The 22070-nt window shown below is 57.6% G+C and carries 22 protein-coding genes and 1 tRNA gene; 17 read left to right on the forward strand and 6 right to left on the reverse strand.

The features are described 5' to 3' along the window. Positions 1-386 precede the first annotated feature (386 nt). Positions 387-1115 (forward strand): ABC transporter ATP-binding protein, encoded by a 729-nt coding sequence (locus RAE04_RS11145; RefSeq protein WP_317027415.1) that lies wholly within the window; start codon positions 387-389, stop codon positions 1113-1115. Beyond that, the gene (locus RAE04_RS11150; RefSeq protein ID WP_317027416.1) at positions 1116-3659 is read left to right on the forward strand and encodes an ABC transporter permease; all 2544 of its coding nucleotides are present in this window, start codon (positions 1116-1118) and stop codon (positions 3657-3659) included. Positions 3660-3709: 50 nt separating this feature from the next. On the opposite strand, the gene RAE04_RS11155 is transcribed toward RAE04_RS11150, so the two are convergent. The 3 genes from RAE04_RS11155 to RAE04_RS11165 are packed head-to-tail and all read right to left on the reverse strand — an operon-like array spanning position 3710 to position 5800. Further along, a complete protein-coding gene (locus RAE04_RS11155; protein WP_317027417.1) occupies positions 3710-4069 on the reverse strand; it encodes a CrcB family protein in 360 nt (119 codons plus the stop codon). Beyond that, on the reverse strand, positions 4066-4368 hold the full coding sequence (locus tag RAE04_RS11160) for a fluoride efflux transporter family protein (RefSeq protein WP_317027418.1): 303 nt from the start codon (positions 4366-4368) through the stop codon (positions 4066-4068). Before RAE04_RS11160 ends, RAE04_RS11155 begins: the two co-directional genes overlap by 4 nt. Before the next feature lie 10 nt (positions 4369-4378). Next, positions 4379-5800, reverse strand: coding sequence for a sodium:alanine symporter family protein (locus RAE04_RS11165; RefSeq protein WP_317027419.1), 1422 nt, complete (start codon positions 5798-5800; stop codon positions 4379-4381). Positions 5801-5936: 136 nt separating this feature from the next. Between RAE04_RS11165 and pgm the strand changes: the two genes are divergently transcribed. From pgm to RAE04_RS11185, 4 genes are all read left to right on the forward strand, one after another. After that, complete coding sequence (gene pgm / locus RAE04_RS11170) at positions 5937-7553, forward strand: phosphoglucomutase (alpha-D-glucose-1,6-bisphosphate-dependent) (RefSeq protein WP_317027420.1); 1617 nt, start codon at positions 5937-5939, stop codon at positions 7551-7553. Between the two features lie 16 nt (positions 7554-7569). Then, the gene (locus RAE04_RS11175) at positions 7570-8034 is read left to right on the forward strand and encodes a MauE/DoxX family redox-associated membrane protein (RefSeq protein ID WP_317027421.1); all 465 of its coding nucleotides are present in this window, start codon (positions 7570-7572) and stop codon (positions 8032-8034) included. A gap of 54 nt (positions 8035-8088) precedes the next feature. Next, positions 8089-8820, forward strand: coding sequence for a DsbA family protein (locus RAE04_RS11180; RefSeq protein WP_317027422.1), 732 nt, complete (start codon positions 8089-8091; stop codon positions 8818-8820). Between the two features lie 76 nt (positions 8821-8896). After that, a tRNA-Ala gene (locus RAE04_RS11185) sits at positions 8897-8969 on the forward strand. 52 nt (positions 8970-9021) lie between these two features. Here RAE04_RS11185 and RAE04_RS11190 read toward each other — a convergent pair. After that, complete coding sequence (locus RAE04_RS11190) at positions 9022-9930, reverse strand: NAD(P)/FAD-dependent oxidoreductase (RefSeq protein ID WP_317027423.1); 909 nt, start codon at positions 9928-9930, stop codon at positions 9022-9024. 80 nt (positions 9931-10010) lie between these two features. On the opposite strand from RAE04_RS11190, the gene RAE04_RS11195 reads away from it, so the two are divergent. Both RAE04_RS11195 and RAE04_RS11200 read left to right on the forward strand, forming a co-directional pair. After that, a complete protein-coding gene (locus RAE04_RS11195) occupies positions 10011-10385 on the forward strand; it encodes a DUF805 domain-containing protein (protein WP_317027424.1) in 375 nt (124 codons plus the stop codon). 30 nt (positions 10386-10415) lie between these two features. Next, complete coding sequence (locus tag RAE04_RS11200; RefSeq protein ID WP_317027425.1) at positions 10416-11141, forward strand: fructosamine kinase family protein; 726 nt, start codon at positions 10416-10418, stop codon at positions 11139-11141. On the opposite strand, the gene nadE is transcribed toward RAE04_RS11200, so the two are convergent. Continuing rightward, positions 11138-11959, reverse strand: a complete 822-nt coding sequence (nadE, locus tag RAE04_RS11205) for an ammonia-dependent NAD(+) synthetase (RefSeq protein ID WP_317027426.1) — start codon at positions 11957-11959, stop codon at positions 11138-11140. The two genes, RAE04_RS11200 and nadE, sit on opposite strands and share 4 nt — an antisense overlap. Positions 11960-11986: 27 nt before the next feature. Between nadE and RAE04_RS11210 the strand changes: the two genes are divergently transcribed. The 6 genes from RAE04_RS11210 (at position 11987) to nrdE (ending at position 17875) form a co-directional block, all read left to right on the forward strand. Further along, positions 11987-13342: a sugar porter family MFS transporter gene (locus RAE04_RS11210; RefSeq protein ID WP_317027427.1), complete on the forward strand. Its 1356-nt coding sequence runs from the start codon at positions 11987-11989 to the stop codon at positions 13340-13342. A 120-nt stretch (positions 13343-13462) separates the two neighbouring features. Continuing rightward, positions 13463-13585 (forward strand): type B 50S ribosomal protein L36, encoded by a 123-nt coding sequence (gene ykgO, locus RAE04_RS11215; protein ID WP_003847162.1) that lies wholly within the window; start codon positions 13463-13465, stop codon positions 13583-13585. Positions 13586-13751: 166 nt separating this feature from the next. Further along, complete coding sequence (locus RAE04_RS11220) at positions 13752-14657, forward strand: esterase/lipase family protein (RefSeq protein ID WP_317027428.1); 906 nt, start codon at positions 13752-13754, stop codon at positions 14655-14657. Positions 14658-14964: 307 nt separating this feature from the next. Next, positions 14965-15204, forward strand: a complete 240-nt coding sequence (gene nrdH / locus RAE04_RS11225) for a glutaredoxin-like protein NrdH (RefSeq protein WP_198491999.1) — start codon at positions 14965-14967, stop codon at positions 15202-15204. Positions 15205-15226: 22 nt separating this feature from the next. Continuing rightward, entirely contained in the window at positions 15227-15658 is a 432-nt protein-coding gene (gene nrdI / locus RAE04_RS11230; RefSeq protein WP_225746488.1) for a class Ib ribonucleoside-diphosphate reductase assembly flavoprotein NrdI, read from the forward strand. 54 nt (positions 15659-15712) lie between these two features. Further along, on the forward strand, positions 15713-17875 hold the full coding sequence (gene nrdE / locus RAE04_RS11235) for a class 1b ribonucleoside-diphosphate reductase subunit alpha (protein ID WP_317027429.1): 2163 nt from the start codon (positions 15713-15715) through the stop codon (positions 17873-17875). 55 nt (positions 17876-17930) lie between these two features. On the opposite strand, the gene RAE04_RS11240 is transcribed toward nrdE, so the two are convergent. After that, positions 17931-18626 carry a FadR/GntR family transcriptional regulator gene (locus tag RAE04_RS11240; protein WP_200435271.1) on the reverse strand — a complete coding sequence of 232 codons (696 nt, stop codon included), beginning with the start codon at positions 18624-18626 and terminating at the stop codon, positions 17931-17933. Between the two features lie 142 nt (positions 18627-18768). Here RAE04_RS11240 and nrdF point away from each other — a divergent pair, with 142 nt between their 5' ends. From nrdF to RAE04_RS11255, 3 genes are all read left to right on the forward strand, one after another. Next, the gene (gene nrdF / locus RAE04_RS11245; RefSeq protein WP_049378445.1) at positions 18769-19758 is read left to right on the forward strand and encodes a class 1b ribonucleoside-diphosphate reductase subunit beta; all 990 of its coding nucleotides are present in this window, start codon (positions 18769-18771) and stop codon (positions 19756-19758) included. A 343-nt stretch (positions 19759-20101) separates the two neighbouring features. Next, positions 20102-21796, forward strand: coding sequence for a cytochrome c oxidase subunit I (ctaD, locus tag RAE04_RS11250; protein ID WP_317027430.1), 1695 nt, complete (start codon positions 20102-20104; stop codon positions 21794-21796). A gap of 118 nt (positions 21797-21914) precedes the next feature. After that, a partial coding sequence (locus RAE04_RS11255) for a helix-turn-helix domain-containing protein (RefSeq protein ID WP_317027431.1) occupies positions 21915-22070 on the forward strand: 156 nt, incomplete at its 3' end.

The following is a 22070-nucleotide window of genomic DNA, read 5'->3' on the forward strand; positions in this document are numbered from 1 at the left end:
GCAGACGGCACTCCTGGTGCAACCTTCTAGCCCCCGATGACTTCGAAGCGCTTAATTCAGCTACACTGACCCAAGCAGCATAGCTAACCCCCGACGTGTCTACTTTCCGGGGGCCAGGCCCTACCAACTAGACCACCCCACCGGACCACTAGCCACACACCACACACACTGGAACCACACCTGGTCCCAATACCTCGCACTACAACAACAAAGAACAAAAAGAAGGGAAGGCTAGGGAGTAGACCGGAGCGTGCGGTGTTGTGACCAGGAGAACGGTCGTGCCGGCTTCTCGCATGCCGTTTTCCTCCTCAGGGATGATGTTGGCCGGAGACTACGGTCGCTAGACTTAAATAGGTAATTTCCCATTTACAAGGAGAATTTGTCTCATGACTGATGCTGCGGCTCGCGCCGTTGACTTGTTTAAGCAATACGGAAGCGATGACACAGCCGTCGTCGCTCTTGATCATGTATCCATTGAATTCGGTAAAAACGAATTCACTGCGATCATGGGCCCATCGGGTTCCGGTAAGTCGACGCTGATGCACACCATGGCTGGTCTCGATTCAGCGACCTCCGGATCAGCATTTATCGGTGATACCGATATTTCTGCACTCAATGACAAAGACATTACGGCGCTGCGTCGTGACCGGCTTGGCTTTATTTTCCAGTCCTTTAACCTTGTGCCCACGCTGACTGCGGCGGAAAACATTACGCTGCCTACGGATATTGCGGGTAAGGACGTCGATAAGCAGTGGTTTGAGGAGGTCACTAGCCGCCTTGGCCTAGCGGAGCGCCTGGAACATCGCCCAGCTGAATTGTCTGGCGGACAGCAGCAGCGCGTGGCCTGTGCTCGTGCATTGGTTTCTCGGCCGGAAATCATCTTCGGCGATGAGCCAACGGGCAACCTGGATTCGAATTCTTCGGCCGAGGTGCTCGACATTTTGCGAACCGCGGTGGTTAAGGACAACCAAACAGTGGTCATCGTGACGCACGATGCCAAGGCCGCCTCGTATGCGGACCGGGTGGTTTTCCTGGCTGACGGCGAGCTTGTGAATGAGTTGCACAATCCGACGATGGAGGCCATTCACCAGGTAATGGCGGAGATTGAGGGCTAAATGGCACGCGGAAACGCAATGCGCAGAGTATCTCTGCGTAATATTGTGGCGCATAAGTTGCGCCTTGGGCTGACGATTCTTGCGGTGGTTTTGGGCACTGCGTTTATTGCCGGCTCGTTTATGTTTACCAATTCGCTGAAGTCTACGTTTGACTCCGCCGTGGATAATCAGTTCCGCGGCGTGGATGCAGTGGTGAGCCAAAAGGACGACAATGGGGCGAAACTGGATGACAAGTTGCGCCAAAAGTTGGCCGACGATAAGGATGTCAAGAACATCAATATCGCGGATTCGGAGACCGTTGTCGCGGCCGATGAGAACTCGGAGGCCTATCAAACCCAGGGCGGCACGGCCAGCGTTGTCCCGTTCTACCCAGAAGACCAGGTCGTCGGTGGCGCCGATGAGCTGAAGGAGGGCGAGGAGCCTAGCGGTAAGAACGAAGTCCTCGTCAACTCTTCCGCGGCCGACAAATACGATATTTCCGTGGGCCAGAAGCTGACTGTGGTTCACCCTGATGAGCAGGATACGGTGACGGTTTCTGGCATTTCGGAGCCCGCGGTCGATCAGGGCGAGAGCATCGTACTGAGCATGGCTGAAAAGGATTACCTGGAGCGCTACGGTGAGCCGAGCCAGCTCAAGGTTTCTGCAGCCGATGGAGTGGATGCGAATGCCTTGGTGGATCACCTGAATGAGAAGTATGAAGTCGAAGCGGAGTCGGGTGAGCGCTTGGCTGAAGAGACCTCGGAGATGATGTCTTCTGCTTTGAAGTTCATCAATTACTTCCTCATCGCGTTCGGCCTAATTGCGCTGCTGGTGGGTACCTTCATCATTGCGAATACGTTCTCGATGATTGTTGCACAGCGCACCAAGGAGTTTGCTCTCTTACGTGCGCTGGGTGCTTCCCGTCGCCAGATCACAAACTCGGTGGTGGTGGAGTCCGCCATTGTTGGTGTTCTGGGGTCCATAGTTGGCGTGGTTGCTGGTATGGGGTTGGTCGCAATCATTAAGGCAGTCATGAGCGCGCAGGGAATGCCTCTCGATGGCGGCTTGGGCCTGAGTGTTTCGGCAATCGTAGTTCCAATCATTTTGGGCACTATCGTGACGGTTGTATCTGCGTGGGCGCCGGCACGGCGCGCGGGTCGCGTGCAGCCGGTTGAGGCAATGCGCACTACCGAATCTGCTTCCGGAACTTCCCTGAAGGTACGCACGATTTTCGGTGCCATTATCTTGCTGGTAGGTATTGTTGCGGCGTTGGCAGGCGTGCTTTCCGACGGCGAGACGAACGTCCGCGCCATCCTCGTCGGCGTCGGCGCATTCGGTGTCATCGTGGGATTCTTCCTAGCCGGCCCCGCCTTGTCGCTGCCTTTGGTGCCGACGGTGGGCAAGGCAATCGGTAAGCCGTTCGGCGCCATCGGTTCGTTGGCGGCTACCAACTCTCGTCGCAATCCGCGCCGCACCGCCGCCACTGCCTTCGCGCTGACTTTGGGTGTGGCCCTAGTGACTGCTATTGGCATGCTGGGCGCAACTATGAAGTCCTCCGTGGCCGATACCGTGGAGAAAAACATCACCTCTGATTACCTGCTTTCCGGTCCTAGCTCTGGTGAGTTCCCGACGCCGAAGGACACGGGTAAACGCGCGGCGGAGGCCGAGGGCGTCGATAAGGTGATTACCGTCGGTATGGCTCCGGTGGCCGTCGATGGTCAGGCATCCATGGATTATGGTCCACAATTCCAGCAAACGATGACTGCGGATGGAGATCCGTCGTCGATGATTGCGCTCGATATGGTCGAGGGTGATGCCAACTTGGAGAAGGGCTTCATTGCTACCGAGGACTTTGCCAAGGAACACGGCTGGAAGGTAGGAGAGACCTACAAGGTTACTTCTGCGGAAAAGGACAAGAAGGCAGAAGCGGAGCTGGTCGGTACCTTTAAGCCCACCGATGTAGTGCAGAATATGGTGCTTTCGCAGGATGTGGCGGAAAAGGTCGCACCGAAGAAGTCCTTCACCGTCCAAATGGTGGGCGTCTTGGGTCAAGAAGGCTATGACAAGGAAGAGCTGCGCCATAACCTAGAGGACTCGGTCAAGGATTTGGTTGTGGTCCAGGTTAATTCTGGTGAGGAGTATGCCGGCCAGGCGGCTGGCTTTATCGACCAGATGCTTTCCATCCTGTACGGCCTGCTTGCCCTTGCTGTAATTATTGCCGTGCTGGGAATTGTCAATACCTTGACCCTGGGTGTTATTGAGCGCCGCCAGGAGATCGGCATGTTGCGTGCCGTGGGTACGCAGCGCCGCCAGATCCGCACGATGATCACTCTTGAATCGGTGCAGATTGCGCTCTTCGGCGCGGTGATGGGCATCCTTATTGGCTTGGGCCTCGGTTGGTCTTTCATCGAGATACTTGGCGATGAAGGACTGGACTCTGCGCAGATTCCGTGGGCGATGGTGCTCATCATGCTGGTGGGCTCGGCCATCGTGGGTATTATCGCGGCCGTGTGGCCGTCGAACCGTGCGGCAAAGACACCGCCATTGGAGGCAATCGCAGACTAGGTATACAGCTAATGGTCTCATTCTTCGCGCGGAGAATGAGACCATTTTGCTTATATGCCGTGATAAATGCGTGCCGCCCAGATGGTGCCGCGCCAGGCTAAAACGATGCCGAGGCCGATGGTCCAGAAGAGATATTTGCTAAGCCGCCACCACTGCTTGCGTTTGATCATCTCTCCCAGTTCTTTCGCCAATGTGGACCAGGTGGACAGGCCGCCGGCTAGGCCGAGGGCGAGGAAGGGGTGGATAAGGGGGGCGTCGGCAAGCTGGGCGAAACCATAGGCCAGGCCAAGGGCTAGGGAGCCCAAAATATTCGCCACGAAAGTGCAGTAGGGGGCGGGCACAAGCCGGGTAAAGCCATAGCGCAGGCTGCCACCAACGAAGCCGCCGAGAAGGACCCAGATAAGATTCATCGCAGCTTGTCACCTGCCAGGTAGCCGCCCACGCAGCCGATAATGGTGGTTAGGGCATAAGCTAAAGCGATGGTCCAATGGGCCTCGGAAGTCAGGAAAGCGAAGGTGGCAAAGCTAGTGAAACCGCCGAGCACGCCGGTGCCCCAAAAAGGGCCGGGGCGGAAGTAACCCATGAGCGCGCTGCCGAGAATATTAATGATGAGCAGCGGGATCATGCCGCCGCCGAGCGCTACGGAAAGCAAGTATCTGGCAGCCGCACCGAGCGCAGCGCCAGTACCCACGACGAGGAATTGAGGCATGCGGCCTATGTTACTTCCAGTTCATCCCTTGGGACTCTACGAACGCGCGCACCTCATCCACTGGCTTATTGAGCTTGGGGTCGAAGGCTAGGTAGGCCTTGGTCTCGCGGGCCACAAGGCCGGAGAGGAGGAGCAAGCCAATGAGGTTCGGGATGGCGATGAGACCGTTAGCCAGATCGGAGAAGGTCCAAGCGAGCTCGAGTTCCGAGACGGAGCCGATAAAAAGGAGACAGGCAAAGAACATGCGGTAGGGGATGGAAGCTTTGCGCCCGGACAGGGATTCCAGGGAACGCTCGCCGTAGTACGCCCAGGCCATGATGGTGGAAAAGGCAAAGAAAATAATGGAGAGCGAAACGATGGTGCCGCCCCAATCTCCCGGCAGTACGCGGGAGAAGGCCTCGGCCGTCATGATTCCGGCCTCGTCGCGGCCCATATCCCAGGTGCCGCCTACAACAATGACCAAGCCGGTGATGGTGACCACGATGATGGTATCGATGAAGGTCTGGGTCATCGATACCAACCCCTGGCGCGCTGGGTGCGGGGTCTTGGCGGCTGCGGCGGCGATGGCGGCGGAGCCCATGCCGGACTCATTGGAGAAAATGCCGCGGGCAACACCGTATTGAATGGCCATCATGATGGTGGAGCCCACGAACCCGCCACCTGCGGCGGTGCCGGTGAAGGCATCGCTGAAGATCATGGCGAAGGCTGCGGGGATCTCCGTGGCATGCGAGAAGATCACATAGAGCCCGCCCAGGACGTAGACGATGATCATCAACGGGACGAAGGCGGCGGTAATGCGCCCAATGGCCTGGATTCCGCCGAGGAGCACGGAGCCCACCAAGACGAAGAGGATCGCGCCGGTGGCCGCCGGGGCGATGCCGAACGTCGATTCCATATTGGTGGCCACAGCATTGGCTTGGGCGAGGTTGCCGATGCCAAAGGACGCGCAAATTGCAAAGATGGCAAAGAATACGGCTAGTACCGATCCGAGTGGTCCGGGGATGCCACGCTTCAGGTACTGCTGCGGCCCACCGGACATCTCGCCCTTGGAATCCGTGGTGCGAAAACGAACGCCCAGGTAGGCTTCGGTGTACTTGGAAGCCATGCCTACGAGGCCAGTAATCCAGATCCATACCAGTGCGCCAGGGCCGCCGATGGACAGTGCAGTGGCCACACCTACGATATTTCCCACGCCTACGGTAGCGGCAAGGGCGGTGGTCAGCGCCTGATAATTGGAGATATCGCCTTCGGTGGAATCGTTGCCGGAGTCGCTGGCGAAGACGTGGCGCAGTGCGCGGCCGAGTGCGCGAAACTGCAGTCCGCCCAAACGAATGGTCAGCCACAGGCCGGTCCCCAGCAGGAGGGGAATGAGGATGAACGGTCCCCACACCACAGTGCTGATGGCGGAGAGGATGGAATTAAGCGAGTCCATTCTGTAAATCTAGCGAACTATAGAAATAGAGTAAATTTGCCTATACCCCCAGCCGGGGGAATATTCGTCCTGCGCAAACGCGGAAGAGCAGGCAAGCTGGAATGGTATCCCATCCCAACCCCTCAAGGAGCACGCCATGGCCCACGAGCGCGCCGGCACACTGGCACAACCCACGGATCTTATTGATATTGCAGAATTGGTCACCGCCTATTACACCCGTACCCCGGATGTGGATAACCCGGATCAGCAGGTGTCCTTCGGAACCTCTGGCCACCGCGGCTCCGCGCTCGATTGCGCTTTTAATGAGGCTCATATCCTAGCGATTACCCAGGCCATTGTGGATTACCGTGCGGAACAAGGCGTTGCTGGGGCGATTTTCATCGGCCGCGATACCCACGCGCTGTCCGAGTCGGCCATGGTTTCCGCCCTTGAGGTGCTGCTGGCCAATGGTCTGGAGGTTCGGGTCGACGAGCGCGGTCGCTACACGCCGACGCCGGCGGTCTCCCATGCAATCCTGACTAACCCTGGCACCGATGGCATCGTGATTACCCCGTCCCATAATCCTCCCCGCGACGGCGGTTTCAAATACAACCCGCCTACCGGTGGCCCGGCCGACGCTCAGGCCACCGATTGGATTGCTGGCCGAGCGAACGAGTACTTGCGCGCCGAGCTGGAGGGCGTCAAGCGGACGTCTGTCGCGGGCGTGCTGGACGAGCGCTGCATCAAGCATGACTACGTACACGACTACGTGGCTGACCTTAAGAATGTGGTGGATATGCAGGCTATTAAAGATTCCGGCCTGCGCATCGGCGCTGATCCCATGGGTGGTGCCTCCGTGGATTATTGGCAGGCCATCGCGGATCATTATGATCTCAACATGACCGTGGTGAATCCGGAGGTGGATTCCACGTTCCGCTTTATGACCTTGGATACGGACGGCAAGATCCGCATGGATTGTTCTTCGCCGGATGCTATGGCCTCGCTTATCGACGCCCGCTCTAACTTCGACCTTGCCACCGGCAACGACGCCGATGCGGACCGCCATGGCATTGTCACTCCCGATGCCGGCCTGATGAACCCCAATCACTACCTTGCCGTGGCTATCGAGTACCTCTTTAGTCACCGCCCGCAGTGGGGGAGCGCCGGGGTGGGAAAGACCCTAGTGTCCTCCTCCATGATTGACCGCGTGGTGAAAAGCCTGGACCGCGAATTGGTGGAGGTGCCCGTCGGTTTTAAGTGGTTTGTACCGGGGTTGGTCGAAGGCACCATTGGTTTCGGTGGTGAGGAATCCGCCGGGGCGTCTTTCCTGCGCTTCGATGGCTCCGTGTGGTCCACCGATAAGGATGGCATCATTATGGACCTGCTCGCCGCGGAGATCACCGCGGTAACGGGCAAGAGCCCGTCCCAGCGCTATGCAGAGCTGGCAGAAAAATTCGGTGCCCCAGCCTATGCTCGTACCGACGCCCCAGCCAGCCGCGAGCAAAAAGCCGTCCTTAAGAAGCTCTCTCCTGAAAAAGTCACCGCTACGGAGCTAGCGGGCGAAGACATCGTGGCCAAGCTGACGGAGGCGCCGGGCAACGGTGCGGCCATTGGCGGCCTGAAGGTAGCGACGGAAAATGCCTGGTTTGCCGCCCGTCCTTCAGGTACGGAAGATAAGTACAAAATCTATGCCGAATCTTTCTTGGGTGAGGAACATCTCAGACAGGTGCAAGCAGAAGCACAGGCAGTTGTTGCCAATGTTTTAAAGGGCTAACGCTAAACTCATCCTCGTGAGTAACAAGATCAATGGGAAGCTGGCGTTCGACGTCATCAGCTTCATCGCCCGCTTTGGCATGGCCTGGGTGTGGATTGACGCCGGCGTGCATAAGCTCGGCAAAACTCTAGATATGACTCAAGCCATCAAAGGCTATGATATTTTTACACCTGATTGGGCTCTTTATCTGGCAACGGTCATTGGTCCATTGGAAGTTATCGGTGGCTTGCTCTTGCTACTCGGGCTGTTTTTGCGGAGGTCCTCCATCGTGGCAACCGTCGTGTTGCTGCTGTTTATGGTGGGCATCGCACAGGCCTGGGCCCGCGGGCTAGATATTGACTGCGGCTGCTTTGGCTATGACGTCCAAAATCCTGACCGCGGAATGGATTATGCGAAGACGCTGTTGCGCGATGTCGCGTATCTATTCTTTACTGTTTGGACTATTAAACGCCCTTTCACCAAGTTTGCCCTTCACCCCTAGTAGGTGGGCAAGGTAGGCTGGATTAGTCCGGAAATTTTCGAAGGCAAGGTTCAAATGAGCAAAGTAACTGACCCGAATGATAAGGGTGGCAACGGTTTTATCTGGGGAGTCGGCGTACTCCTCGTCATCATTGCCGTTGTTATTGGCTACATCGTGTGGAACGGTAAGCAATCTGATGATGGCATCGAAGACGTCAATATGACCATGGAGTACAACGACGGTGCTATCACCCTCAAGTCTGAGAGCGCTAAGAAGGGCACCCCTGAGGTGGATCTCTATGAAGACTTCGCCTGCCCACACTGTGCTGAATTGGCTGAGGCAACCGACGGTGACATGCAGAAGGCCATCGAAGACGGCAAGCTGATCGTCCACGTGCGTACCCTCAACTTCTTGGATGGCAAGGATATTGAGAACCAGGAGGGCTACTCCACTAAGGCGGCAGCCGCTATGTCCGAGCTGGCTAAGTCTGGTGATATCAAAACCTACTGGAACCTGCGCGACTACATGCTGCAGAACCAGCAAAAGGTGGCTACTTCGTGGGACATTAAGGACATCGCTGACGCCGCCAAGGAGTTTGGCGCGGACGATGATGTCGTTGATTCCATTAAGGATGTGGATATCAAGCAGGGCAATAAGGTGGCGAAGACCAACTACGACAAGCTGGATAAGGAAACCGGAACCGTATCTTCGCCGCGCATCATCAAGGATGGCAAGGATGTTCCATCAGAAAAGGATCAAAAGGCCGGCAAGAACCTGGGTGATTGGGTAGAGATCGTCACCCAGTAGCAGGCGATTTGGAGAGTTAAATACCCTCCATGTATATTGAAGCGAGTTGCAGCCCACAGGGTTGCACCTCGTTTGAGGGGCTATGGCGCAGCTGGTAGCGCACCACACTGGCAGTGTGGGGGTCACGGGTTCGAATCCCGTTAGCTCCACAATATAAAGGAGAGGAACATTAGTTCCTCTCCTTTTTCTTGTTGCGGTGGGCTAGAGCTTCGCTAGATCCTCATCGAGCATGAGCTGATCGATGGCGATGCCCACGGCCGCGCCGCTGCCCATCGCTTGCGAGACTTGGTCCGGTGAGCTGACCACATTGCCGGCCGCCCACAGGCGCGATACCGAGGTCTGGCCATGCTCTACGCTGACCCACCCGTTGGCCGATTCGCAGCCGGCATCCCGCAGCAGTGCGTCATTGGGCAGAAAATCGGGCCCAGTAAAGCATGCTTCGTAGGTGTCTTCTCCAGCAGAACTGTGCACCTTCACGCCGGTTGGAGTCGCTTCATCTGTTTGGACCTGTGTCACCTCTGCATCGACTACTTTTACGCCCAATCCGGCGAGTTGAGTGCGATCGAGATCGGTGAGCTCAAGGCCGTTGGGGTAGAAGGTCAGCGTGTCCGACCACTTGGCCAGCAGCTTGCTGATCCGGATGGTAAAAGGCGGATTCGCGCCGCCGATGAGCGCAACCTTCTTCCCGGTTACTTCGTAGCCATGGCAGTACGGGCAGTGAAAGACCCTGGTGCCCCACAAACCGCTGAGGCCGGGAACTGCAGGGAGCTTGTCCGTGAGCCCGGTCGCGATGAGAACGTGGCGGGACTCGAGAACCTCGCCGCTGGCAAGTTTTGCCTGCCAAACCTCGTGCTCGGAAACACGGGTGAGTTTCTCCACCGAGCCCTGGGTAATGGTTCCGCCGAATTTCTTGACCTCGGTGTGACCGCGCTGAAGCAGTTCGGCGGGAGCCGCGCCATCGAGGCCAAGGATGCCGTGGGCATGGTCACTGAAGCGATTGCGGGGAGCCCCGGAATCGATTAATTGAATATTTCGGTTAGCGCGGGCCAAGGTGATGGCGGCGGCGGTGCCGGCAAAGCCACCGCCGACGATAATGACGTCCGAGTACATTGCTCCTCCTGTATAGGAAGTGGGTAGCATGGTGCGCAGCCGAGTATATGCAGTCAACATCAAAGGGGCTCGCGCGCAGAATGAATCGTGGTTCCACAGGAGTCTTTACACGTGAAGCGCTCTATGGGGCGTCGCCTGTACAGGCGGTAGGCAGGTTCTTTGTAAAGTACTTCAACTTTCGTGGCCGGGCGTCCATGAGTGAGTTTTGGTGGGTCTTTGGCTTCCTCGTGCTGAGTTCTGTGGCAATCGGCATTATCGACCGGCACTTTGGCGTGGATATTGAGCCTATTGCAGAGGCGCTACTTGTGATTCCAGTCGTTTGCTTGATGTGCCGGCGCTTGCATGATTCCGGGCGGACAGGGCTGCTATGCCTGATAGGGTTCATTCCTGTGTTCGGTGGAATCGCGTTGCTCTTTATGATGGCGCTGCCCACGCGCGAGCGCGCGGCGCTTTAAAAATTGCCTTGCCTGATTACGCTGGGTGACATGCAGACTTTTTCAAAGCGAGTACGCGACACGGATCAAGCAGGTGCCGAGGCGGCCGGATTGCGGTGGCTCGGGGAAGCCACCGACGCGGTGGTCAACGTCGTAAGCGCCGACGGGCTAGAAATCGTTACCGAGCGCGTAGATGAGGTCATGCCCACGCCGGAGGCGGCGCGGACATTTGGTGCGGAGCTGGCGCGCATGCACCGCGCGGGAGCCCAAGCGTTTGGCGCGCCTCCTAGCGGGTGGGAAGGCAAAAACTTCATCGGCAGCATCGAGCAAGACTGCATCCCGACGGATAATTGGGGCGAGTTCTACGTTAACCAGCGCGTATTGCCCTTCGCGGAACTGGCGGGGATAAGTGCGGCGCAATTGGACTTGGTAAGGCGTGCCTGCGACGCCATCGCCGCGCGCAGTTGGGATGTGGCGCCGGCGCGCATCCACGGCGATCTATGGGCGGGCAATCTGCTTTTTGGGTCCGACGGCGGCATCATGATTGACCCCGCCGCCCATGGTGGGCACCCGCATACGGATTTGGGGATGTTGGCGCTTTTCGGGGCACCGTACCTCGAGGAAATCTTCCAGGGGTATGGTGCGCCGAAGGACATAGAGAAGTGGATTCCCATGCACCAACTGCACCCGTTGGCGGTACATGCGCTTACGCACGGCGCTAGCTATAACCGGCCGCTGGAGCGCGCGGCGGCCGCTACCTTGGAGGCGCTGGGCTAAAGGTTCGGCCCCTGCGGCATGATGCGCTTATGGGCACCGCGGCGCCATAAGGTTTCGATGCGTTCGCGGGCGGCGTCGGGAACCGCCTTGCCCTCTAGGTAGTCATCGATGTGGGCGTAGGTGACGCCGAGGGCCTCTTCGTCAGGAAGCTGAGGCTTATCGTCCTCCAAATCCGCGGTGGGAACCTTTTCCCAGGTAGAGCGCGGGGCGCCGAGGTGCTCTAGGAGGGCGGCGCCTTGGCGCTTATTGAGGCCGGCCAAAGGGAGGAGATCCGCCGCGCCATCGCCCCACTTGGTAAAGAAAGCGGTGACGTTTTCCGCCGCATGGTCGGTGCCGATGACTAGCGCGCCGACCTCGCCTGCGATGGCGTATTGGGCGGTCATGCGCAGGCGGGCTTTGGTATTTCCGCGGTTGAAATCGGTGACGTCGGCAAGCTGCAATGCATCCGCCACCTGCTCGTCGAGGGCCAGGGTGGCCGGCTTGATATCGACGGTGGGGCGGTGATCGGGCTGGATGAAATCTAAGGCAATCTGGGCATCGTCCTCATCGGCCTGCACGCCGTGGGGTAGGCGCACGGCCCAAAACTCCGCGCCGTCGACGCGCTCCACCGCCAGCTGCGCAAGCTTTCCCGCCAAGGTGGAATCCTGGCCGCCGGAGATACCCAGCACGTAGCCTTTAGCGCCGGTGGTGCGCAGGTAATCAACCAGGAAATCCACGCGGCGTTGCACTTCGGCTTCTGGATCGATAAAGGGGCGCGCACCCAGGGCTTTTATGATTGTTTGCTGCAGGTTTTCGGCATCGTTCGACATGACGTTCATGGTAGCCGCCTGACACAATATTGTGCTGTGAATAAGGAAGTTTATGTCAAGGTAGTAGCTGGCATAGCGGCCCTGGGCGGGCTGCTATTTGGATACGACACCGGCGTGATGTCCGGTGCCTTGCTTTTTATTAGCCCCGCATTCGATATGAGCGCGCACCAAGAGGGCTGGGTGACCTCGATGCTGCTCGTGGGTGCTGCAGTAGGGGCGCTGACGGCGGGGCGCATCGCCGATAGGTATGGGCGCCGCTTCACGCTGATTGCAGGCGGCATTATTTTCGTGCTGGGTTCCATCTGGTGTGCGCTTTCCGGCTCGGTGGGAATGCTGGCAACGGCGCGCGCCTTTTTGGGCTTTGCCGTGGGTGCAGTCTCCATCGTGTCCCCCATGTACATCGCGGAGATCGTGCCGGCCAAGGTGCGCGGGCGCATGGTCTCGCTCAATACCCTAGCGATTGTGGTGGGCCAGTTGATGGCCTACCTGGTCAACTCCGCGCTGGCCTCTACCGGTAGCTGGGAGTGGATGCTGGGCCTAGCCGCCGTGCCGGGCCTGGCGCTGGCGCTCGGAATGGCTTTCCTGCCAGAGACGCCGGTATGGCTGGCAACCAACGGTCGCATGCCCCGCGCCCAAGAGATTGCCGGGCGCGCCGGGATGGATATCTTCGAGCTGACCTCGCAGGAGACCGCGCGAAAGTCCAGCGGATCCGAATGGAAGGCGCTGAAGGCCAATCGGTGGATGCAGATTACGGTGCTGCTTGCCATGCTGATGGGGCTGACGCAGCAGATTACCGGCGTCAACGCTATCGTGTACTTCGCGCCGACCATGATGAACCAGGTGGGGATTTCCACGGCCAACTCGGTTTATACCTCCATCGTCATCGGCACGGTATCCGTGCTGGCTTGCTGGGTGGGGCTCAAGGTCGTGGACCGCATTGGGCGAAAGCGGCTATTGCTTACCGGCCTGACCGGCAACGTGGTCTCGCTGTTTATCCTCTCCTTTGCCTATTCCCATGCGCAGGACTCCACCGCCATGGCGATGGTCTCTTTGGTCTTTATGGCGCTGTTTATCGCCTTCCAGCAGGCTGCAGTGTCGCCCACTACCTGGCTACTCATCTCCGAGCTGGTGCCGCTGCAGGTGCGCGGCCTAGGCATGGGCATTGCGGGGCTCTCGCTATGGGCCACCAACTGGGCCGTGGCGCAGTACTTCCTGCCGCTAGTGGAGTGGCTGACCGGCCCGGTGGCGTTTATCGTCTTCGGAGTCTTTGGTCTCATTGCCATCGGCTACACCAAGGTTTTGGTTCCAGAGACTATGGGACGTAGCCTGGATGAGGTAGGCGAGGAGATGAAGTCGCGCTACGAGCGCGAGTCCGCACCCGTGAAGCCTTAGTGTTTTGGTATTGACGGCCGTGTGAGGTAACATTTTTCCTCGTGTCATGGCTGGGGATTCCCAGTCCGTGCTTTACTTATTCAACCGCATGTAGATTGCGCATAACGAAAGGAGCGCCCGATGAAGGTCCGTAAGTCCCTTCGGTCGCTGAAGAAGAAGCCGGGCGCCCAGGTTATTCGCCGCCACGGTAAGGTCTTCGTGATCAACAAGAAGGATCCCCGTTTCAAGGCTCGTCAGGGCTAATTGAGACGCGATTCCATCCGCTCCCTCCGGCTTTCCGGAGTGGGGCGGATTTTTTCATGCGTGAGCTCTGGCACAAAAGAATACATTCTCTTCAGTCTCGGTGAACATAAAGGCAAATATATGAATATAATTATTTTGCCTATTTATGTCGTGAGAAAGAAGAATAATGTCCCAGCGAATCGTTGCCGCGCTCACTGCCGCCGCATTCGGATTGTCTGTCCCAGTGGCTCATGCCGCAGAACCACAGTGGGAATCCTCTGCACCGGAGTCTCTTGGTATCAATGACCCGTCCTGTGTGCCTTCAGGGGATATCACTGAGCCCGTTGTGCTGCTGCATGGAACCTCGAATAATGCTTCCGTGTGGGGAAATTTGGTCCACCTCTTGCAAGATCAGGGGGCGTGCGTGTGGGCCTTTGACTACGGCGCCGATGATGTCACCTTGCAGAATATGATTCCAAGCGTCAAAGCCATCGCGGACCTGGATGATTCGGCCGCGGAAATTGCGGATCAGGTGGACTATGTCCGCGAGGTCACTGGCTCGGACAAGGTGAACTTGGTGGGCCATTCCCAAGGCGGTATGCACATCAAGACGTATACACAGATACATGATGGGGCGGGGCATGTGTCCCATGCGGTGGCGCTAGGTGGCAACTTCCACGGCACCACGCTTAACGGGCAGGGGGAGACGCTTTCTAAATTCATCGCCTTCGCACCGCACCTCGCCGCGTTCCTGGCTAGTACGGCCGGCATCCAGCAAGTAGTGGGGTCGGAGTTTATGAAACGGCTCAATGCGCTGCCAGATACCGCGCCAGGCGTGCTTTATACCTCCATTTACTCGCCGGGGGATACGACGGTGACTCCGAATAGTTCTTCGCAGCTAGCGCTTGGCGACGGCGCCGATGTGGTCAACCTCGACCTGGGCGAGGTCTGCGGCGTGGCTCCTCGGCACGACAAGCTGCCGACCAACTGGACGGTGTTGAGTCAGGTTATTTTTGGTCTGAAGCGCGCCCCGGGGGAGGGGCCGGACTCGTCGACCTGCGTCTCTGAGGGGGTGCCGATAAGCGGGGCCTAGAGCGGGCCGCCAGTCCGTTAAATGTGAACTTTGACACACAAAATGGTGAACTCCAGGTAAACCTGCAGGAATCCCATTGGTGTAGTTTCATGGCTGTCCTTAGGTGTGGTCAACATGTGGGGTCCGGGGGTGTGCCATCCTGGGAATACCATGGCTGTAACTACTACATATTGTGTTGGTTGCGGGCATTTCCCCCAAAGTATAGTGTCGTTGATGTTGCTCAGAGCGGCGCAGGAAGCGCCCGTTTAGACGGGAAAACGCTCCCCGCTCTGACGAATTTTTCAATGCAGGAGCTTTAAGGATCTATATGTCTATTACCGTTTACACCAAGCCAGCATGCGTCCAGTGCAATGCCACCAAGAAGGCCCTCGACCGCGCCGGTCTCGATTACAACCTGGTCGATATTTCTGTTGATGATGAAGCCCGTGACTACGTCATGGCATTGGGCTACGTTCAGGCACCAGTAGTTGAAGCTAATGGCGAGCACTGGTCCGGTTTCCGCCCTGACCGTATCAAGGGCTTGGCTTCCGTAGCGGCATCCGCCTAAGAGGTAGGGGAGGCCAGTAGCCATGTTGGTCGTGTATTTTTCCTCCGCGACGGAAAATACGCACCGGTTCGTGCAGAAACTGGGCTTTCCCAGCGCGCGCATTCCGCTGCGCCGCACGGAGGAGCTCCTCAAGGTCAACGAACCTTATGTCTTGGTGTGCCCCACCTATGGCGGGGGCGCTTCCATCAGCCACCAAAACTCCCGGCCCGTGCCAAAGCAGGTTATTAAGTTCCTCAACGATGAGCACAACCGCAGCCTCATTCGCGCGGTAATCGCGGGTGGCAATAGCAATTTCGGTGCCGATTTTGGCAAGGCTGGTGACGTCATCAGTGCCAAATGTAAAGTGCCCTATGTATATCGTTTCGAGTTGCTGGGAAACGATGACGATATAAAAATTTGTCGTGAAGGCTTATTGGCTAACGCTGCTGAGCTCGGGCTCGAGGCCGCGGCCTAGCGCCCACTACGACTTAAATAAAGATCCTGATTTTTAAGAAAGGCCTTGTCAGCTGTGAGTACGCAATTGGGGAAGACCGTCGCCGAGCCAGTAAAGCCAGAAGAGCAGTTGGATTACCACGCTCTGAACGCGATGCTGAATCTCTACGATGCTAACGGCAAGATTCAGTTTGAAAAAGACCGCGAGGCCGCTAACCAATTCTTCCTGCAGCACGTTAATCAAAACACGGTCTACTTCCATGATCTGGAAGAAAAGATCGATTACCTGATTAATAATAAGTACTACGACCCGCAGGTCATTGAGCAGTATGATTTCTCCTTTATTAAGGAGCTGCTCAAACGCGCTTATGCCTATAAGTTCCGCTTCAAGTCCTTCCTAGGCGCGTATAAGTACTACACCAGCTACACGCTGAAGACCTTCGACGGACGCCGCTACCTCGAGCGCTTTGAGGACCGCGTGTCCATGACGGCTCTATTTTTGGCGGATGGCGATACTGGCCTAGCGGAGCACCTCGTAGACGAGATCATGACCGGCCGCTTCCAGCCGGCTACCCCGACCTTCCTCAACGCCGGCAAGGCCCAGCGCGGCGAGCTCGTCTCCTGCTTCCTGCTGCGCATCGAGGACAATATGGAGTCCATTGGCCGCTCCATCAACTCCGCGCTGCAGCTTTCTAAGCGCGGCGGCGGCGTGGCCCTCCTGCTGTCTAATATCCGCGAGTCCGGTGCGCCAATTAAGCACATTGAGAACCAGTCTTCCGGCGTCATCCCCGTGATGAAGCTGCTGGAGGATTCCTTCTCCTACGCCAACCAGCTCGGTGCCCGCCAGGGTGCCGGTGCGGTTTACCTCAACGCGCACCACCCAGACATCATGAACTTCCTGGACACCAAGCGCGAGAATGCGGATGAGAAGATCCGCATTAAGACCCTCTCGCTGGGCATCGTCGTGCCGGATATCACCTTTGAGTTGGCTAAGCGCAATGATGATATGTACCTCTTCTCGCCGTATGACGTCGAGCGCGTCTATGGCAAGGCCTTCGGTGACATCTCCGTGACCGAGCACTATGAGGAGATGGTGGAAGACCCACGCATCCGCAAGAAGAAGATCAACGCCCGCCACTTCTTCCAGACCGTGGCAGAGCTGCAGTTCGAGTCCGGTTACCCGTACATCATGTTCGAGGACACCGTAAACCGCGCGAACCCAGTGAAGACCTCGTGGATCAACATGTCCAACCTGTGCTCGGAAATCCTGCAGGTTAACTCCGCATCCGAATTCAACGCGGACCTGACCTATGAGGAGTTGGGCAGCGATATTTCCTGCAACTTGGGTTCCCTGAATATCGCGATGACCATGGATTCGCCGGACTTTGCCAATACGGTGGAAACCGCCATCCGCGGCCTGACCGCCGTGGCGGATAAGACCTCCATTGACTCCGTGCCATCCGTGCGCCGTGGTAATGATGAGTCCCACGCCATCGGCTTGGGCCAGATGAACCTGCACGGTTACTTGGGCCGCGAGCACATCGAGTATGGCTCGGAAGAGGGCTTGGACTTTACCAATGCTTACTTTGCCGCCATTTTGTATGCGGCGCTGCGTGCCTCCAACAAGATTGCCCGCGAGCGCGGCAAGTATTTCACGGAATTCCCCCAGTCCGAGTATGCCTCGGGCGAATTCTTTGACCGCTACGATCCGGAAGAGTTCAAGCCGAAGACGAAGAAGGTACAGGAGCTTTTCGACGCCTCTTCGATCCACACCCCGTCCGCCCAGGACTGGGAGGACTTGAAGCAGGACGTGGCTAAGTACGGCCTGTATAACCGCAACCTACAGGCGGTGCCGCCGACGGGTTCGATTTCCTATATCAATAACTCCACCTCGTCCATCCACCCGATTGCCTCCAAGATTGAGATCCGCAAGGAGGGCAAGATCGGCCGCGTCTACTACCCGGCGCCGCACATGGATAATGACAACCTGGAGTACTTCAAGGATTCTTATGAGATCGGCTACGAGAAGATCGTCGATACTTATGCCGTAGCCACGAAGTATGTGGACCAGGGCCTATCGCTCACGCTCTTCTTCAAGGACACCGCGACCACTCGTGAGGTCAACCGCGCGCAGATTTATGCGTGGCGTAAGGGTATTAAGACCCTGTACTACATCCGCCTGCGCCAGATGGCGCTGGAGGGCACCGAGGTCGAGGGCTGCGTATCCTGCATGCTCTAAACCGGTGGTAGGGCGCCTCGATGCACGTCGCGGGGAAGGACGTGCATCGAGGCGTTTAGCCGTTTTCGGCCCTAGTGCGGTCGAGAATGGTGCGGGAGGTTTCTTCGGCGGCGTCGGCAAGCCCGGCATCAATGGCGCGGGCCAGTTCCATGTGCAGCTGTGTGGTGCCGCTGATGGGGTCGCGTTTGCGGGAGCCGAAGACGGACTTGCCCTTGAGCATCGCCACTAGGGAGGGGGCGAGCGCGGCGAGCATTTCATTGCCGGAGGCCCGCAGGATGAGGGTGTGGAAGCGCAGATCGGTTTCCAATTCTTCGCCCACGCGCGGAGACGGGGTGGATTCCAGCTCGGCCAATCGCGCGGCAAGGCGCAGCAATTCCGCCCGCTGCTGGGCGGTGGCGTTGCCGGCAGCCAGACGCGCGGCCACCGGTTCGATGCCAAGCCTTAGCTCGTTGAGCCGGGCCACTTGCTGCCCGCGCGTTTTATCGTTGTCTAAGCGCCAGCCAATGATCGCTGGGTCATATACCGCCCACTTCTCCATCGGTAGCACCGTGAGGCCCACGCGGCGCCCAGAGCTCACCATGCCGAGATGCTCCAAAGCGCGCATGGCCTCTCGGGCTACGGTGCGGGAGATGCCAAAGCGCTTTTCGACGTCCCCCAGCCGGAACCGCTCGCCCTCCGCGAGGTCTCCGCTTACTATATCCGCGCCGAGCTGATCCACCACGGAACCCAGCAGGGGAGGGGTGGCACTCATGCGGAAATCCTTTCTTTGCATGCTCCGAAGTAACTGGGATCAGTATAGGTAAGTGGTATCCAGCACAATGGCTTAGAGGGGCGGCGAATTGGGTATGCTGGAGACCTGAATTTGTCCGTTTTTAGTATTGGAGTGACGCCGCGTGTCGCACGAGTACGATGACTATCTTTCTAGTCATGAAAAGCCAGTTGAAGCCATTAACTGGAATAGTATCCCGGATGAAAAGGACCTTGAAGTGTGGGACCGTCTCACCGGTAACTTCTGGTTGCCGGAAAAGGTTCCAGTCTCCAATGACCTTCCCAGCTGGAAGACGCTGACGGAGAAGGAAAAGGAAACCACCATGCGGGTCTTTACCGGCCTGACGCTGCTGGATACCATCCAGGGCACAGTGGGTGCGATTTCCCTCCTTCCGGATTCCCAGACTCTGCATGAGGAAGCGGTCTACACCAATATCGCCTTCATGGAGTCCGTGCACGCCAAGTCTTATTCCAATATCTTTATGACCTTGGCGTCCACGCCGATGATCAACGATGCCTTCCGCTGGTCCGAAGAAAACGAGAACCTGCAGAAGAAGGCCAAGATCATCTTGTCCTACTACAAGGGCGATGATCCGCTGAAGAAGAAGGTGGCGTCCACGCTGCTGGAGTCCTTCCTGTTCTACTCCGGCTTCTACCTGCCGATGTACTTCTCCTCCCGTGCGAAGCTCACCAACACCGCCGATATCATTCGCCTGATCATCCGCGATGAGGCTGTGCATGGTTACTACATTGGTTATAAGTTCCAGCAGGCGTATAAGCAGCTGGATGAAGAGCGCCAGGCGGAGCTGAAGGAATACACCTTCGACTTGGTCTATGACCTCTATGATAATGAGATCGACTACACCGAGGATCTCTACGATGACCTGGGCTGGACCGAGGACGTTAAGCGCTTCCTGCGGTACAACGCCAATAAGGCGTTGAATAACTTGGGCTTCGAGGGGCTCTTCCCGGCCGATGAGACCCGCGTTTCCCCGGCTATCTTGTCATCGTTGTCGCCGAACGCCGACGAGAACCATGACTTCTTCTCTGGTTCGGGTTCTTCCTATGTCATCGGCAAGGCTGAGGACACTACGGATGATGACTGGGACTTCTAAGCATTCCCGCTGATCAGCGTGGTCTAGCGGCACACCTTCTGCTCGAACTCAACCGAAAGGTTGATAACGAGCGGGGGGTGTGTTTTTACGTTTTGGGGCCGCACAATTCAGCCCGACTGTGACATATAGCACGCTATATCTTTGGCGAAAACCGTAGGTGGAAATAGTGGCTGCGCCACGTGCAGGGGCAATGTGGCAGATGTGGTCAGTGGTGAGGTGTGTTCTTGCGTCCGAGTATTGGGGGAAGCTGGAAAGAACAGGGGAAAATGGCCTAATATAAGGCGAGTAAACCTAGGTGTAGGTGGAGTCTGTCCACAGACACTTTGTTATTCAGGAGGATTTTATGACCGCTGTGGCGCCACGGGTCGACGATTACGTCGCCCCCACACGTCCAGAGCCAACCGGTAATGCGAAGACCGGTTCAAAGGCTTGGGTATTTCTAACGAGCACCGACCACAAGCAGCTGGGCATCATGTACTTGATCATGTCCTTCAGCTTCTTCTTCCTCGGTGGCTTTATGGCACTGTTGATCCGCGCGGAGCTGTTCACCCCGGGTCTCCAGTTCTTGTCCAATGAGCAGTTCAACCAGCTGTTCACCATGCACGGCACCGTGATGCTGCTGCTGTTTGCGACCCCAGTTGTGTGGGGCTTTGGTAACTACATTCTGCCGCTGCAGATTGGTGCGCCGGACGTGGCCTTCCCGCGTCTGAATGCCTTCGGCTTCTGGGTTACCCTGCTGGGCGGCATCGTCATGCTGTTGGGCTTCGTTACCCCAGGTGGTGCGGCTGACTTCGGCTGGACCATGTACATGCCGCTGGCTGATGGTGTCCACACCCCGGGCATCGGCGCGGATATGTGGATTGTCGGCGTGGGCGCTACCGGTGTCGGTACCATTGCCTCCGCTATCAACATGATTACGACCATCCTGACCCTGCGCGCACCGGGCATGACCATGTTCCGTCTGCCGGTCTTCAGCTGGGCTGTGTTTACCGCATCCGCCATCGTGCTGATGATTTTCCCGCTGCTGACCGCTGCGGCACTGGGCGTTCTGTATGACCGCAAGCTGGGCGGCCACATCTACGATTCCGCTAATGGTGGCGGCATCCTGTGGCAGCACCTGTTCTGGTTCTTCGGCCACCCTGAGGTTTACGTCCTCGCGCTGCCGTTCTTCGGCGTTGTGTCTGAGGTCGTTCCGGTCTTCTCCCGCAAGCCGGTCTTCGGCTACATCGGTCTGGTCTTCGCACTGCTGGCCATCGGCTCCCTGTCCATGGCTGTGTGGGCACACCACATGTTCGTCACCGGCGCTATCCTGCTGCCGTTCTTCTCCTTCATGACGTTCCTGATTGCGGTTCCAACCGGCGTTAAGTTCTTCAACTGGGTCGGCACCATGTGGAAGGGCCACATCACCTGGGATACCCCGATGATCTTCGCCATGGGCTTCATGGCAACCTTCCTCTTCGGCGGCATGACCGGCGTTATGCTGGCGTCCCCGGCATTGGACTTCCACCTGGCTGAGTCCTACTTCTTGATTGCACACTTCCACTACACCCTGTTCGGTACGGTTGTGTTCTCCGCATTCGCTGGCCTGTACTTCTGGTTCCCGAAGATGACCGGCCGCATGCTGGACGAGCGTCTGGGCAAGATTCACTTCTGGTTGACCTTCATCGGCTTCCACGGCACCTTCCTGGTTCAGCACTGGGTCGGCAACATGGGTATGCCGCGTCGTTACGCTGACTACCTGGAGTCCGATGGCTTTACGGTCTTCAACCAGATTTCCACCATCTTCTCCTTCGTCCTCGGCGCTTCCGTTATCCCGCTGATTTGGAACGTGTTCAAGTCTTGGCGCTACGGCGAGATCGTCACCGTGGATGACCCATGGGGCTACGGCAACTCCCTCGAGTGGGCAACCTCCTGCCCGCCGCCGCGCCACAACTTCGTGTCGCTGCCGCGTATCCGCTCCGAGCGTCCGGCCTTCGAGCTGCACTACCCGCACATGGTTCAGCGCATGCGCGAAGAAGCACACGTGGGTAGCCACTAAAGCGATATAACTCGCTAAAGCACTCCTGACTTAAGCCGCCTCCCAGCCCGCCAATGAACTGCTCCCCATTAGTTGGACTGAGAAATCAGTTGCCAACAACTAGTGGGGAGCATTTTCTTTGAGAGCACGTAGTTCGCTGAGTGAAGTTCAGCGTGAGCAGTTAGTGGAGCTTTTCGAGCAGGGAATGGGTTGCCGAGCCGCTGCTCGTGTTGTCGGTGTCTCGAGAGACGCAACGCGTAGACTTTATCGCCGTTTCCAACTGCGTGGCAGACTA

The organism is Corynebacterium sp. CTNIH16, assembly GCF_032821655.1.
Classification (GTDB): domain Bacteria; phylum Actinomycetota; class Actinomycetes; order Mycobacteriales; family Mycobacteriaceae; genus Corynebacterium; species Corynebacterium marquesiae.

Excerpts from the sequence above, each read along its gene's own strand:
- RAE04_RS11200 (WP_317027425.1), top strand. The coding sequence starts at position 10,416 with ATGCAGACTTTTTCAAAGCGAGTACGCGACACGGATCAAGCAGGTGCC.
- nadE (WP_317027426.1), bottom strand. The coding sequence starts at position 11,959 with ATGAACGTCATGTCGAACGATGCCGAAAACCTGCAGCAAACAATCATA.
- nrdI (WP_225746488.1), top strand. The coding sequence starts at position 15,227 with ATGTTGGTCGTGTATTTTTCCTCCGCGACGGAAAATACGCACCGGTTC.
- RAE04_RS11145 (WP_317027415.1), top strand. The coding sequence starts at position 387 with ATGACTGATGCTGCGGCTCGCGCCGTTGACTTGTTTAAGCAATACGGA.
- RAE04_RS11155 (WP_317027417.1), bottom strand. The coding sequence starts at position 4,069 with ATGAATCTTATCTGGGTCCTTCTCGGCGGCTTCGTTGGTGGCAGCCTG.
- RAE04_RS11190 (WP_317027423.1), bottom strand. The coding sequence starts at position 9,930 with ATGTACTCGGACGTCATTATCGTCGGCGGTGGCTTTGCCGGCACCGCC.
- pgm (WP_317027420.1), top strand. The coding sequence starts at position 5,937 with ATGGCCCACGAGCGCGCCGGCACACTGGCACAACCCACGGATCTTATT.
- RAE04_RS11195 (WP_317027424.1), top strand. The coding sequence starts at position 10,011 with ATGAATCGTGGTTCCACAGGAGTCTTTACACGTGAAGCGCTCTATGGG.
- ctaD (WP_317027430.1), top strand. The coding sequence starts at position 20,102 with ATGACCGCTGTGGCGCCACGGGTCGACGATTACGTCGCCCCCACACGT.
- RAE04_RS11180 (WP_317027422.1), top strand. The coding sequence starts at position 8,089 with ATGAGCAAAGTAACTGACCCGAATGATAAGGGTGGCAACGGTTTTATC.
- RAE04_RS11150 (WP_317027416.1), top strand. The coding sequence starts at position 1,116 with ATGGCACGCGGAAACGCAATGCGCAGAGTATCTCTGCGTAATATTGTG.
- ykgO (WP_003847162.1), top strand. The coding sequence starts at position 13,463 with ATGAAGGTCCGTAAGTCCCTTCGGTCGCTGAAGAAGAAGCCGGGCGCC.
- RAE04_RS11240 (WP_200435271.1), bottom strand. The coding sequence starts at position 18,626 with ATGAGTGCCACCCCTCCCCTGCTGGGTTCCGTGGTGGATCAGCTCGGC.
- nrdH (WP_198491999.1), top strand. The coding sequence starts at position 14,965 with ATGTCTATTACCGTTTACACCAAGCCAGCATGCGTCCAGTGCAATGCC.
- RAE04_RS11165 (WP_317027419.1), bottom strand. The coding sequence starts at position 5,800 with ATGGACTCGCTTAATTCCATCCTCTCCGCCATCAGCACTGTGGTGTGG.
- RAE04_RS11220 (WP_317027428.1), top strand. The coding sequence starts at position 13,752 with ATGTCCCAGCGAATCGTTGCCGCGCTCACTGCCGCCGCATTCGGATTG.
- RAE04_RS11160 (WP_317027418.1), bottom strand. The coding sequence starts at position 4,368 with ATGCCTCAATTCCTCGTCGTGGGTACTGGCGCTGCGCTCGGTGCGGCT.